9 protein-coding genes and 3 rRNA genes are annotated in these 13,414 nt (G+C 64.1%); 9 read left to right on the plus strand and 3 right to left on the minus strand.

All coding sequences use genetic code 11. From position 1 onward, the window contains the following. Window positions 1–90: 90 nt before the first annotated feature. The 5 genes from QM728_RS05260 to rrf all read left to right on the plus strand — a co-directional run bounded on the left by QM728_RS05260 (window position 91) and on the right by rrf (window position 7,681). On the plus strand, window positions 91–543 hold the full coding sequence (locus QM728_RS05260; RefSeq protein WP_415030994.1) for a DUF2550 family protein: 453 nt from the start codon (window positions 91–93) through the stop codon (window positions 541–543). 9 nt (window positions 544–552) lie between these two features. Continuing rightward, entirely contained in the window at window positions 553–1,809 is a 1,257-nt protein-coding gene (murA, locus tag QM728_RS05265) for a UDP-N-acetylglucosamine 1-carboxyvinyltransferase (RefSeq protein WP_415030995.1), read from the plus strand. 488 nt (window positions 1,810–2,297) lie between these two features. Beyond that, window positions 2,298–3,820: ribosomal RNA gene (locus QM728_RS05270) — 16S ribosomal RNA — on the plus strand. Window positions 3,821–4,277: 457 nt separating this feature from the next. Beyond that, window positions 4,278–7,406: ribosomal RNA gene (locus QM728_RS05275) — 23S ribosomal RNA — on the plus strand. 158 nt (window positions 7,407–7,564) lie between these two features. After that, window positions 7,565–7,681, plus strand: a 5S ribosomal RNA gene (gene rrf, locus QM728_RS05280). The 16S, 23S and 5S rRNA genes sit together here, the layout of an rRNA operon. Window positions 7,682–7,746: 65 nt before the next feature. Here rrf and QM728_RS05285 read toward each other — a convergent pair. Then, window positions 7,747–8,604, minus strand: coding sequence for a universal stress protein (locus tag QM728_RS05285; RefSeq protein WP_415030996.1), 858 nt, complete (start codon window positions 8,602–8,604; stop codon window positions 7,747–7,749). An 18-nt stretch (window positions 8,605–8,622) separates the two neighbouring features. On the opposite strand from QM728_RS05285, the gene nucS reads away from it, so the two are divergent. Then, window positions 8,623–9,306, plus strand: coding sequence for an endonuclease NucS (gene nucS / locus QM728_RS05290; RefSeq protein WP_415030997.1), 684 nt, complete (start codon window positions 8,623–8,625; stop codon window positions 9,304–9,306). On the opposite strand, the gene QM728_RS05295 is transcribed toward nucS, so the two are convergent. Then, complete coding sequence (locus QM728_RS05295) at window positions 9,303–10,169, minus strand: hypothetical protein (RefSeq protein ID WP_415030998.1); 867 nt, start codon at window positions 10,167–10,169, stop codon at window positions 9,303–9,305. The genes nucS and QM728_RS05295 overlap by 4 nt on opposite strands. Before the next feature lie 57 nt (window positions 10,170–10,226). On the opposite strand from QM728_RS05295, the gene QM728_RS05300 reads away from it, so the two are divergent. The 3 genes from QM728_RS05300 to QM728_RS05310 are packed head-to-tail and all read left to right on the plus strand — an operon-like array spanning window position 10,227 to window position 12,783. Next, complete coding sequence (locus QM728_RS05300; RefSeq protein WP_415030999.1) at window positions 10,227–11,417, plus strand: acetyl-CoA C-acetyltransferase; 1,191 nt, start codon at window positions 10,227–10,229, stop codon at window positions 11,415–11,417. Between the two features lie 2 nt (window positions 11,418–11,419). Beyond that, the gene (locus tag QM728_RS05305) at window positions 11,420–11,800 is read left to right on the plus strand and encodes a DUF3817 domain-containing protein (RefSeq protein WP_415031000.1); all 381 of its coding nucleotides are present in this window, start codon (window positions 11,420–11,422) and stop codon (window positions 11,798–11,800) included. After that, the gene (locus QM728_RS05310; protein WP_415031001.1) at window positions 11,797–12,783 is read left to right on the plus strand and encodes a tetratricopeptide repeat protein; all 987 of its coding nucleotides are present in this window, start codon (window positions 11,797–11,799) and stop codon (window positions 12,781–12,783) included. The genes QM728_RS05305 and QM728_RS05310 overlap by 4 nt, the downstream gene beginning before the upstream one ends. 46 nt (window positions 12,784–12,829) lie before the next feature. On the opposite strand, the gene QM728_RS05315 is transcribed toward QM728_RS05310, so the two are convergent. Continuing rightward, a complete protein-coding gene (locus QM728_RS05315; protein ID WP_415031002.1) occupies window positions 12,830–13,282 on the minus strand; it encodes a nuclear transport factor 2 family protein in 453 nt (150 codons plus the stop codon). Window positions 13,283–13,414 lie beyond the last annotated feature (132 nt).

Genomic DNA, 13,414 nt, shown 5'->3' on the forward strand with positions numbered 1-13,414 from the left:
CATGAGCAACAGCCCATCGCCCGTCACGGTGCCCAGCACCGGGCGGGCGATGGGCGTTTTCCGGCCGGGTCGGCCGTCGGCGGTGGCCTGATGGCCCTGTGGCTGATCTCCGCGCTGGTGGTGCTGCTCATCGCGGTGGTGGCGGTGCTGGTGTCGCTCTACCGACTGTCCGAGCGGCGCCGTATGGGCCAGCCGATCCTGCTGCGCAAGGTGCCCGCCCGCGCCGACGCCGGATGGCGGCACGGTTCCGCGCACTACGGCGACGACGCACTGGTCTACTACCGCCTCGTCGCCACCCGACCCGGCCCGACGGCGACGCTGGTGCGCAGCGCGATGACGGTCGTCGGCAAGCGCGAGCCGCGCGGCACCGAGCGGGAGATCCTCGAGGGCATGGTCGTCGTCGAATTGGCGCCCGGCGCCGATGGGGCCGACGGCGCCTACGAGCTCGCGATGACGCCCGAGGCGCTCACCGCGCTGCAGGCGTGGCTGGAGTCCGCCCCGCCGCGGCGGGCTCGTCGACGGTCGTCGCCGGGGACTCGATAGGCTACGAGGGTGACTGATCGCTTTCTGGTGTCGGGTGGCGCCCGGCTGACCGGCGAAGTGCAGGTGACCGGGGCCAAGAACAGCGTGCTGAAGCTGATGGCCGCCGCCCTGCTGGCCGAGGGCACGACCGTGCTGACCAACTCGCCCGACATCGCCGACGTGCCGCTGATGGCCGACGTGCTGCGCGGCCTGGGTGCCGACGTGACCGTCGACGGCGACACCGTGACCATCGTGGCGCCGGCCATGCCGAGCCATCACGCCGACTTCGACGCGGTGAAGCAGTTCCGCGCGTCCGTCTGCGTGCTCGGCCCGTTGATGGCCCGCTGCAAGAAGGCCGTCGTGGCGCTGCCCGGCGGCGACGCGATCGGCTCGCGGCCGTTGGACATGCACCAGACTGGCCTGCGCGCGATGGGGGCGGAGAGCTCGATCGAGCACGGCTGCGTCGTGGCGTCGGCCGACCACCTCGTCGGTGCGCCGATCGCGCTCGAGTTCCCGTCGGTCGGTGCGACGGAGAACATCCTGATGGCCGCCGTGCTCGCCGACGGTGTGACGACCGTCGACAACGCTGCGCGCGAACCGGAGATCGTCGACCTCTGCGAGATGCTCACCCAGATGGGCGCGAAGATCGAGGGCGCCGGATCGTCGACGCTGACGGTGACGGGGGTCGCCGAGCTCAAGCCGACGTCGCACCGGGTGGTCGGCGACCGCATCGTCGCCGCGACGTGGGGGATTGCCGCCGCGATGACGCGCGGCGACGTCACGGTCCGCGGCATCGCTCCCGAGCACCTGGGCCTGGTCCTCAACAAGCTCGTCGACGCCGGCGCGCAGGTGGACCGGTTCGACGACGGCTTCCGCGTGCTCCAGGACGACCGCCCGAAGGCAATCAACGTCTCCACGCTGCCGTACCCGGGCTTTCCGACGGACGTGCAGCCGATGGTGATCGGCCTCGCCGCCGTCGCCGAGGGGATGTCGGTGGTCACCGAGAACGTCTTCGAGGCGCGCTTCCGCTTCGTCGAGGAGATGGTCCGCCTGGGCGCCGATGCGCGCACCGACGGGCACCACGCGGTCATCCGCGGGGTGGAGCGGCTCTCGAGCGCCCCGGTGTGGTCGTCGGACATCCGGGCCGGCGCCGGGTTGGTGCTGGCCGCACTGGTCGCCGACGGCGTGACCGAGGTGCACGACGTGGAGCACATCGACCGCGGTTACCCCGACTTCGTCGCCCAATTGCGCAGCCTGGGCGGGGAGATCGAGCGCGTCTCCGACTGATCGGGCCGCCGCGACGACCTTGTGGTCGACGTCACGTCATCCGGATTTGACCCGCCCGTAACTGTTGAGTACCTTCATAGAAGTCAGCGCGCCACGGCGCCGCCGACCCGGACCCGCGAGGGCCGGGACGGAATACGGAGACCGGGGCGTTGACACATCCGACCAGCCCGAACTACTCACGGTGACGACCTCTGTTTGCCACCGTGGTTCGAGCCTGTTAGGATGGGAGAGTTGCCCCGAGTGCGGGGCCAACACCCAACAACAACCAGCTTGCTGGAATGCGTCCCGGATGGGATGGCGCCGGCAGGTGTGTGTTCTTTGAGAACTCGATAGTGTGTGACAAATTATTGTTTTGTTTGACGCCAATATTTATTGGTGTCAGTTTTTTGATGCCAGATTTGTTTTATGGATTGTTTTTGCTGGGGTTTTTACCTCTGTGGAGGACAGTTTGTTTTGAAACGCCCTTCGGGGTCTGATTTCAATGTTTTTTCATGGAGAGTTTGATCCTGGCTCAGGACGAACGCTGGCGGCGTGCTTAACACATGCAAGTCGAACGGAAAGGCCCGAGCTTGCTCGGGTACTCGAGTGGCGAACGGGTGAGTAACACGTGGGTGATCTGCCCCAAACTTCGGGATAAGCCTGGGAAACTGGGTCTAATACCGGATATGACCACTGATCGCATGGTTGGTGGTGGAAAGCTTTTGCGGTTTGGGATGGGCCCGCGGCCTATCAGCTAGTTGGTGGGGTAATGGCCCACCAAGGCGACGACGGGTAGCCGACCTGAGAGGGTGATCGGCCACACTGGGACTGAGACACGGCCCAGACTCCTACGGGAGGCAGCAGTGGGGAATATTGCACAATGGGCGCAAGCCTGATGCAGCGACGCCGCGTGAGGGACGACGGCCTTCGGGTTGTAAACCTCTTTCGGCAGGGACGAAGCGCAAGTGACGGTACCTGCAGAAGAAGCACCGGCCAACTACGTGCCAGCAGCCGCGGTAATACGTAGGGTGCGAGCGTTGTCCGGAATTACTGGGCGTAAAGAGCTCGTAGGCGGTTTGTCACGTCGTCTGTGAAATTCTGCAGCTTAACTGTAGGCGTGCAGGCGATACGGGCAGACTTGAGTACTACAGGGGAGACTGGAATTCCTGGTGTAGCGGTGAAATGCGCAGATATCAGGAGGAACACCGGTGGCGAAGGCGGGTCTCTGGGTAGTGACTGACGCTGAGGAGCGAAAGCGTGGGTAGCGAACAGGATTAGATACCCTGGTAGTCCACGCCGTAAACGGTGGGTACTAGGTGTGGGTTCCTTTTCACGGGATCCGTGCCGTAGCTAACGCATTAAGTACCCCGCCTGGGGAGTACGGCCGCAAGGCTAAAACTCAAAGGAATTGACGGGGGCCCGCACAAGCGGCGGAGCATGTGGATTAATTCGATGCAACGCGAAGAACCTTACCTGGGTTTGACATATACCGGACGCGGCTAGAGATAGTCGTTCCCTTGTGGTCGGTATACAGGTGGTGCATGGCTGTCGTCAGCTCGTGTCGTGAGATGTTGGGTTAAGTCCCGCAACGAGCGCAACCCTTGTCCTGTATTGCCAGCGGGTTATGCCGGGGACTTGCAGGAGACTGCCGGGGTCAACTCGGAGGAAGGTGGGGATGACGTCAAGTCATCATGCCCCTTATGTCCAGGGCTTCACACATGCTACAATGGCGCGTACAGAGGGCTGCGATACCGCGAGGTGGAGCGAATCCCTTAAAGCGCGTCTCAGTTCGGATTGGGGTCTGCAACTCGACCCCATGAAGTCGGAGTCGCTAGTAATCGCAGATCAGCAACGCTGCGGTGAATACGTTCCCGGGCCTTGTACACACCGCCCGTCACGTCATGAAAGTCGGTAACACCCGAAGCCGGTGGCCTAACCCTTGTGGAGGGAGCTGTCGAAGGTGGGATCGGCGATTGGGACGAAGTCGTAACAAGGTAGCCGTACCGGAAGGTGCGGCTGGATCACCTCCTTTCTAAGGAGCATTCAACACACACCCGTTTCTGCAGGCGCATGTTCTGCGGCGGGGTTGATGTTCATGGGTGAAACGTCAAACACAACCGTAACGTCCGTTGGCTTCTATGCCGGCGAACGGGTTGCCCGGAATCCCGTGAGGGGCCGGGGGCAAGTCGCACACTATCGGGGTTCTGAGAGAACACGCCGGGTCTTCGGGCCCATGGGTTGTCTCGAGCCTGATGCTCACCGCATACCGCCTTATCGGGTATGGCTGTGGTGGGTGTGTGTTGTTTGAGAATTGCATAGTGGATGCGAGCATCTAACAATCAGTCATTCTGTTGATTCAGGTGACAGGTTGTTTGATCTGCAATTTCAAAATTTGGTTTTTGTAAGCATTTTACGAATGTTTTTAACGTTCACACTTGTGTATCTACATTCAGCCCTCAGCCTTGGTTGAGGTATGGGTGTAGGTGTTGTTGTAAGTGTGTAAGAGCGTTCGGTGGATGCCTTGGTACCAGGAGCCGATGAAGGACGTGGGAGGCTGCGATAAGCCTCGGGGAGCTGTCAACCGAGCTGTGATCCGAGGGTGTCCGAATGGGGAAACCCAGCACGAGTGATGTCGTGTTACCCACCGCTGAATATATAGGCGGTGTGGAGGGAACGTGGGGAAGTGAAACATCTCAGTACCCATAGGAAGAGAAAACAATTGTGATTCCGTCAGTAGTGGCGAGCGAACGCGGATGAGGCTAAACCATGCGCATGTGATACCCGGCAGGGGTTGTGTGTGTGGGGTTGTGGGAGTGTTTTTTTCGGTGCTGCCGTGCCGGAGACGAGTCAGAAAATCGCATGCTAGGCGAAGTGACCTGGAATGGTCCGCCGTAGACGGTGAGAGTCCGGTAGCTGAAAGTGTGCGGTCTTGTTTAAGCATTTCCCAAGTAGCAGCGGGCCCGTGAAATCCGCTGTGAATCTGCCGGGACCACCCGGTAAGCCTAAATACTTCCTGGTGACCGATAGCGGACAAGTACCGTGAGGGAAAGGTGAAAAGTACCCCGGGAGGGGAGTGAAATAGTACCTGAAACCGGACGCTTACAATCCGTCAGAGCCTGCGCCCTTGTGGGTGGGTGATGGCGTGCCTTTTGAAGAATGAGCCTGCGAGTCAGTGCTCAGTGGCAAGGTTAACCCGTGTGGGGTAGCCGTAGCGAAAGCGAGTCTGAATAGGGCGATACAGTCGCTGGGTCTGGACCCGAAGCGGAGTGATCTACCCATGGCCAGGGTGAAGCGACGGTAAGACGTCGTGGAGGCCCGAACCCACTTCAGTTGAAAATGGAGGGGATGAGCTGTGGGTAGGGGTGAAAGGCCAATCAAACTCCGTGATAGCTGGTTCTCCCCGAAATGCATTTAGGTGCAGCGTCGCGTGTTTCACTCTGGAGGTAGAGCTACTGGATGGCCGATGGGCCCTACTAGGTTACTGACGTCAGCCAAACTCCGAATGCCAGAGTGTGAGAGCGCGGCAGTGAGACTGCGGGCGATAAGGTTCGTAGTCGAGAGGGAAACAGCCCAGATCGCCGGCTAAGGCCCCTAAGCGTGTACTAAGTGGAAAAGGATGTGGGATCGCGAAGACAACCAGGAGGTTGGCTTAGAAGCAGCCACCCTTGAAAGAGTGCGTAATAGCTCACTGGTCAAGTGATCCTGCGCCGACAATGTAGCGGGGCTCAAGTACACCGCCGAAGCCGCGGCAGTCACACATATACATCGGCGTGTTCCCACGGGAGTGCGTCTAGTGGTGTGGCTGGGTAGGGGAGCGTCCTGCATCCGTGGAAGCAGCGGAGTGATCCAGCTGTGGAGGGTGTGGGAGTGAGAATGCAGGCATGAGTAGCGAAAGCAGAGTGAGAAACTCTGCCGCCGAATGACCAAGGGTTCCTGGGCCAGGTTAATCCGCCCAGGGTGAGTCGGGACCTAAGGCGAGGCCGACAGGCGTAGTCGATGGACAACGGGTTGATATTCCCGTACCCGTGTATCCGCGCCCAATGATGAATCAGTTGTACTAACCATCCAAATCCCAATGGACCACCTTCGGGTGGCCGGCGGGTGCTGCATGGGACCTCGGCTGTACTAGTCAAGCGATGGGGTGACGCAGGAAGGTAGTGGAGCCAGTCGATGGTAGTGCTGGTGTAAGCCTGTAGGGAGGAACATAGGCAAATCCGTGTTCCACATATCCTGAGAGGTGATGCGTAGCCGTAGCGGCGAAATCCATGATCCTATGCTGCCGAGAAAAGCCTCTAGCGAGCTGTTACACGGCCCGTACCCCAAACCGACACAGGTGGTCAGGTAGAGAATACTAAGGCGATCGAGAGAACTATGGTTAAGGAACTCGGCAAAATGCCCCCGTAACTTCGGGAGAAGGGGGACCACCCCTGGTGACGATATTTACTGTCTGAGCTGGTGGTGGTCGCAGAGACCAGAGAGAAGCGACTGTTTACTAAAAACACAGGTCCGTGCGAAGTCGTAAGACGATGTATACGGACTGACGCCTGCCCGGTGCTGGAAGGTTAAGAGGACCGGTTAGCCACTTCGGTGGCGAAGCTGAGAATTTAAGCCCCAGTAAACGGCGGTGGTAACTATAACCATCCTAAGGTAGCGAAATTCCTTGTCGGGTAAGTTCCGACCTGCACGAATGGCGTAACGACTTCTCTGCTGTCTCAACCATAGACTCGGCGAAATTGCAGTACGAGTAAAGATGCTCGTTACGCGCGGCAGGACGAAAAGACCCCGGGACCTTCACTACAGCTTGGTATTGGTGTTCGGTTCGATTTGTGTAGGATAGGTGGGAGACTGTGAAGCATGCACGCCAGTGTGTGTGGAGTCATTGTTGAAATACCACTCTGATCGTATTGGACCTCTAACCTCGGACCATGATCTGGTTCAGGGACAGTGCCTGGTGGGTAGTTTAACTGGGGCGGTTGCCTCCCAAAAAGTAACGGAGGCGCCCAAAGGTTCCCTCAGCCTGGTTGGCAATCAGGTGTTGAGTGTAAGTGCACAAGGGAGCTTGACTGTGAGACGTACATGTCGAGCAGGGACGAAAGTCGGGACTAGTGATCCGGCACCGGCAAGTGGAAGCGGTGTCGCTCAACGGATAAAAGGTACCCCGGGGATAACAGGCTGATCTTCCCCAAGAGTCCATATCGACGGGATGGTTTGGCACCTCGATGTCGGCTCGTCGCATCCTGGGGCTGGAGTAGGTCCCAAGGGTTGGGCTGTTCGCCCATTAAAGCGGCACGCGAGCTGGGTTTAGAACGTCGTGAGACAGTTCGGTCTCTATCCGCCGCGCGCGTAAGAAACTTGAGGAAACCTGTCCCTAGTACGAGAGGACCGGGACGGACGAACCTCTGGTGTGCCAGTTGTTCCACCAGGAGCACCGCTGGTTAGCTACGTTCGGAAGGGATAACCGCTGAAAGCATCTAAGCGGGAAGCCTGTTCCAAGATGAGGTTTCTCACCACCTTTGCGTGGGTAAGGCCCCCCACAGACCATGGGGTTGATAGGCCAGAACTGTAAGCACAGCAATGTGTTCAGGTGACTGGTACTAATCGGCCGAGGACTTACAACAACACCCCAACAACTTCAGTTGGGCACGAGTGTTCGTAAGTGCAATTGAGCAAGAACCAAAGAAATACGCAACGCATCCACTATGCAACTCTGAAATAACACACCACACCCCTGTTCGGGCAACGACGGGGAGTTGTGAAGGTGCAAATTTCACAGAGTTACGGCGGCAATAGCGGAGGGGAAACGCCCGGCCCCATTCCGAACCCGGAAGCTAAGCCCTCCAGCGCCAATGGTACTGCACCCTAGTCAGTGTGGGAGAGTAGGACACCGCCGAACACAATTTGCAAAGCGCCCCTGGATTAAGTTCCAGGGGCGCTTTGTCATGCCCGGATAATGCCTGGTCAGGTGATGTTTTCCGGCAGCGCCGGCAGTACCGCGACCGGTACCGACAACACGCGGAGCATCTTGGCGGCCGTCGCGCCGAGGAAGATGCGCTGCGGCGCGGCCAGGCGACTGGAGCCGACCATCAGCAGGTCGCCGTCGTGCCACTCGAGCGCTTCGACGGCCTCCTCGACGGTGGAACCGTGGGCGATCGACGTCGTCACCTCGACGTCGGCGGGCAGGCGGTCCTGGGCGGTGTGCAGCACCTTCTCGGCATGGGCGACCGCGCGCTGGTGGGCGTCGGGATCCGTGCCGCCGGTTGGGAGCTGGTCGAGGGCGACGAGCGACATGAGGCGCAGCGGCACGTGCGAGCGCTGGGCCGCCTGGATCGCGAGGTCCAGCAGGTTTGCGGCGCCGGGCCGGGTGCCGAGGGCGCAGGTGATCTGGGTGGTGCGCCGCACCGGCGAATTCCGGATCCCGCGCGGTGCCAGCACCACCGGGACGGGCGAGGAGCGCAGCAGGTCGTCGACGACGCTGCCCAGCGAGTGGCTGCCCACGATGCCGCCCCCGGAGCCGCCGACGACGATCGTGACGCAGCCGGTCCGCTGCGCCTCGGCGATGATTCCCGGTGCGATCGAGTCGTGGAAGGCCACGTGGGCCTCGGCTGGAACGTCGGGCACCATCGCCCGCGCGTCGTCGAGCCATTCCGCGGCCTGCTCCCGCACGACCTCGGCCAGCCCGGGATCGGCGCCTTGGTGTTCGCCGGGTGCGATCAGCCCGATGTCGAGCTCCGCGCCCGCGGTGCGCGCCATCCGCCCGGCGAGGGCCACCGCATCGGCGCCCCCGTCGTTGGCCAGGTAGGCGACGAAGATTCTCATGTGTCTAAGCTAGCCGGTGTGCGTTTGGTCGTTGCGGAATGTCAGGTTGATTACGCGGGCAGGTTGACCGCCCATCTCCCGATGGCGCGCCGCCTGCTCTTGATCAAATCGGATGGTTCGGTCAGCGTCCACGCCGACGACCGCGCGTACAAGCCGCTCAACTGGATGAGCCCGCCGTGCTGGCTGGCCGAGGAGGACGTCCCCGACGACGTCGAGGCGGAGGCGGTCTGGGTCGTCACCAACAAGGCCGGCGAGCAGTTGCGCATCACCATCACCGAGATCGAACACGACTCCAGCCATGAGCTCGGCGTCGACCCGGGGCTGGTCAAGGACGGCGTCGAGGCGCATCTGCAGGAGCTGCTCGCCGAACACGTCGAGACGCTCGGTCCGGGGTACACCCTGGTGCGGCGCGAGTACCCGACGGCGATCGGCCCGGTGGACCTGCTGTGCCGCGACGCCGACGGCGCGACGGTGGCGGTGGAGATCAAACGGCGCGGCGAGATCGACGGCGTCGAACAGCTCACCCGCTATCTCGAGCTCCTCAACCGCGACGCCAGCCTGGCGCCGGTGAGCGGTGTCTTCGCTGCTCAGCAGATCAAACCGCAGGCGCGCACCCTCGCCACGGATCGCGGCATCCGCTGCCTCATCCTCGACTACGACGAATTGCGCGGCATGGAGAGCACCGAGTTCCGGCTCTTCTAGCGCTTCGCGGTCTTCGCCGGCTGGACCGACGGCGTGACGGCGCTCGGCCCCGACGCCAGCTGCTCGACCGCCTCCTGATCGTCCTTGGCGGTGAGCTCGGCGATCGCGTCGAGCTCCTTGGTCGACAGCGGCGGCGCCGATCCCAGGTGGTCGGCCAGCGCGGTGAGCCGGTTGACCGTCTCGTCGTGGGCCGCCCGGGTCTTGGCCGCCGTCTCGCGAATCTGTTGGAGTCGCTGCGCGGCGAGGTCGCTGGCCGCCTTGCGGGTGCGCGCCGCGTCGGTCTCGGCCTCGGTGCGCAGCTTCTTGGCCTTGGCCTCGGACTCGGCGGCGACCTTGTCGGCGTCCTTCCGGGCCTTCTTCAGGACGGCGTCGGCCTGCGACTGCGCGTCGGCCAGCACCTGCTGCGCCTTCTTGTCCGCCGTCTTCTCCGCCTGCGTCAGCTTCTTGGCCCGCTCCGCGAGCTCGTCGCTGGTGGTCTGGTGCGCCGCCAGCGCCTCCTCGCGGGCCGCCTGCGCATCCTGCTGCGCGACCGAGCGGATCTCATCGGCCTCGGCCTGCGCGCTGGCGCGGATCTCCGATGCCTCGTCGGAGGCGAGCTGCAACATCCGGGAGAGACGCTCGCTCATTCCGGCGGCCGTCGTCGGCGGGACGGAGAGCCGGTCGACCTCGCGGCGCAGCCGGTCAATCTCCTCACGAGCCTGCTCGAGATGGGTGGTCAGCTCCTGTGCGTGCGCGACCGCGGCGTCGCGGTCCGTCGCGAGCAGGTGCAACTCGGAGTTCAGGCGCTGCAACTGTCCGTCGACCGCGGTGCGGTCGTAGCCGCCGCGGCGGACGACGGGGAATCGATCAGCGGAATCTGGCATGGCGGCAAGTCTAATGGGCCCGTCGGCCGGGTTCGACCGGTTGGTAGCGTTGTGGCCATGTCGGAACCAAGTGTCATCGTCGCCGGCGCGCGCACGCCGTTCGGCCGTCTGCAGGGCTCGTTGAAGGACTTCAGCGCCGTCGATCTCGGCGCCATCGCGATCAAGGGGGCGCTGGACAAGTCCGGCGTGCCGGCGTCCGCGGTGGACTACGTGATCATGGGCCAGGTGCTCACCGCCGGTGCGGGGCAGATGCCCGCGCGCCAGGCGGCGGTGAAGGCGGGCATCGGGTGGGACGTGCCCGCCCTGTCCATCAACAAGATGTGCCTGTCCGGCATCGACGCGATCGCGCTCGCCGACCAGCTGATCCGCGCCGGCGAGTTCGACTGCGTCGTCGCCGGCGGCCAGGAGTCGATGAGCCAGGCGCCGCACCTGCTGCCGGGCAGTCGGGGCGGGTTCAAGTACGGGAACACCGAGCTCGTCGACCACATGGCCTACGACGGCCTCCACGACGCGTTCACCGATCAGCCGATGGGCGGACTGACCGAGGAGCACAACGACACCGACGGCTTCACCCGCGAGCAGCAGGACGAGATCGCGGCGCGCAGTCACAAACTGGCCGCCGCGGCGATCGAGAGCGGCGCCTTCGGCGACGAGATCGTCCCGGTGCCGATTCCGCAGCGCAGGGGCGACCCGGTCGAGTTCAGCGTCGACGAGGGCGTGCGCGCGGACACCACCGTCGACAGCCTCGGCAAGCTGCGCCCCGCCTTCCGGAAGGACGGCACGATCACCGCGGGCAACGCGTCGCAGATCTCCGACGGTGCGTGCGCGGTCGTCGTGATGAGCAAGGCGAAGGCCGAGGAGCTCGGCGTGCCGTGGCTGGCCGAGATCGGCGCGCACGGCGTCGTCGCCGGCCCCGACTCGAGCCTGCAGGAGCAGCCCGCCAACGCCATCGCGAAGGCCTGCGACCGGCAGGGCATCAAGCCCGCCGACCTCGACGTCGTCGAGATCAACGAGGCCTTCGCGGCCGTCGGCCTCGCGTCGACGCGCAAGCTGGGCATCGACCCGGAGAAGGTCAACGTCAACGGCGGCGCCATCGCGCTCGGCCACCCGATCGGCACCTCCGGCGCCCGCATCACGCTGCACCTGGCGCAGGAGCTCAAGCGTCGCGGCGGCGGGGTCGGCGCGGCCGCGCTGTGCGGCGCCGGCGGCCAGGGCGACGCCCTCATCATCTCGGTCCCGAAGGGATAGTCGTGAACGACTTCTTCAACCTCTCGACGCCGGCCAAGCGGTTCCGCTTCGTCGCGGTGCTCGAGGCGATCACCTGGGCCGCGCTGCTGGTCGCGATGTACATCAAGCGCGCCCACGACATGGACTCGGCGATCCGCGTCCCGGGCATGGTGCACGGCATCGTGTTCCTGGTCTTCGTCGCCCTCTGCTTCTACACGGCGGTCAAGCTGGAGTGGAACCTGGTGGTGCTCGGACTGGCGGTCGCCTCGTCGTTGCCGCCGTTCGGCACCCTGGTGTTCGAGTGGTGGGCCCGACGCAACGGCCACCTGGCCGAATTGTCGGCGGCGAGCGGCCACGCCGGTCCCGGCGGCGGTTCGCCCGGCCATGACAAACTGGACGTGTGAGCAGACCAGTCAATCGTCAGCAGGCGGCCGCGGCCGCCCGCCAGCAACAAGCGGCCGTCGCCATGTCGGGGGCCGTCGACCTGTCCGCACTGAAGGCGCGCGCCGAGGCGCAGCGCGCCGCTCCGGCCCCTGGCGCACCGCCGAGTGCGCCCGCCGGCGCCGGGGGAGCAGACGCGGCGGCGCCGTCGTCGGGCGGCCCGGTCATCGACGTCACCGAGGCGACCTTCGAGGCCGAGGTCATCAACCGTTCGATGGGGCAGTTGGTGCTCGTCGACCTGTGGGCGGAGTGGTGCCAGCCGTGCAAGCAGCTGTCGCCGGTGCTGGAGTCGCTGGCCGCGCAGTCGGGCGGTCGGTGGGTGCTGGCCAAGGTCGACGTCGACGCCAACCCGCGGATCGCGCAGGCCTTCCGGGCGCAGTCGATCCCGATGGTCGTCGCCATCGCCCAGGGGCAGCCGGTGACCGCGTTCACCGGGGCGAAGTCGGAGGCGGAGATCAAGACGTGGCTCGACGACATCTTCAAGCAGCTCGGGCCGTCCTTCGGCCCCGCCGGTGACGCTCCCGCCGAGGTCGAGCAGCCGGTCGACCCGCGGATGGCCGCCGCCGCGGCGAAGCTCGACGAGGGCGACGTCGACGGTGCGCTCGAGGAGTACCGTGCCATCGCCGAGGCCGAGCCGGACAACGCCGAGGCCGCATCGCTGGTCCGCAACCTGACCTTCGTGTCGCGGGCGTCGAAGCATCCGGCGTCGATCGTCGAGTCCGCCAAGCCCGGCGATGTCGACGATCAGTTGGCCGCCGCCGACGTCGAGCTGTTCAACCAGAAGCCGGAGGAGGCGTTCGACCGGTTGGTCGAGTGCGTCCGGGCTACCCGCGACGACGATCGGGCGCGCGCCCGTGCGCGATTGTTGGAACTCTTCGAGCTCTACGAGCCCAACGAGCCGGTCGTCATGGCCGCGCGCCGCAAGCTTGCCCAGGCCCTCTTCTAGCCGCAGAATTCGCCGAGTGGGCGGTCCAGTCACGCCGAGTGGGCGGTCAGAACGCGCCGAGTGGGCACCAACTGATGCCGTGGTCGCGCAGCGCGGCCTGCTCGTCGCCGGCAATCCAGCCGAAGACCACGGCGTCGTCGTCGCGGAGCTGGACCAGGTAGGTCACGTCGAAGTCGATTGAGACATCCGGCGCTTCGCCACGGTCGTATACGGCCGACCACGAAACCCGCGCCAGGCAATGGCGGTCGTCGATCCCGGTGACTTCGATGCCGTCGACTGTCATGCTCTTGGTGCCGATCCCGCGATATCCCGCGAAGCCCTGTGCGAGGACCTCGCGATACTCGGCGTCGTTGTGGCCGGTACGCACGCCGGCCGGTCCGGCGCCGATGAACTCCGTCGAGTAGCACCGCGACAGGGCCGCGACGTCCGCTTCGCCGACAAGAGCCTCGTTGGTCAGGCGCTCATAGGTGGCGAAGAGTCGTCGGACCGCGGTATCCATTGTGCGATCGTATCGACGGGTTCCGCCCACTCGGCGTAGTTTGACCGCCCACTCGGCGTGACTGGACCGCCCACTCGGCGAATTGCGACCGCCCACTCGGCGAATTGCGACCGCCCACTCGGCGGAGTTCTG

Origin of the sequence: Gordonia sp. (in: high G+C Gram-positive bacteria) (genome assembly GCF_047602025.1) — a bacterium.
Lineage (GTDB): Bacteria > Actinomycetota > Actinomycetes > Mycobacteriales > Mycobacteriaceae > Gordonia.

What these genes read in the sequence shown, in the direction of transcription:
- QM728_RS05260 (WP_415030994.1), top strand. Translation starts at nt 91, where the DNA reads ATGGCCCTGTGGCTGATCTCCGCGCTGGTGGTGCTGCTCATCGCGGTG.
- QM728_RS05295 (WP_415030998.1), bottom strand. Translation starts at nt 10,169, where the DNA reads ATGCCAGATTCCGCTGATCGATTCCCCGTCGTCCGCCGCGGCGGCTAC.
- QM728_RS05300 (WP_415030999.1), top strand. Translation starts at nt 10,227, where the DNA reads ATGTCGGAACCAAGTGTCATCGTCGCCGGCGCGCGCACGCCGTTCGGC.
- QM728_RS05285 (WP_415030996.1), bottom strand. Translation starts at nt 8,604, where the DNA reads ATGAGAATCTTCGTCGCCTACCTGGCCAACGACGGGGGCGCCGATGCG.
- QM728_RS05315 (WP_415031002.1), bottom strand. Translation starts at nt 13,282, where the DNA reads ATGGATACCGCGGTCCGACGACTCTTCGCCACCTATGAGCGCCTGACC.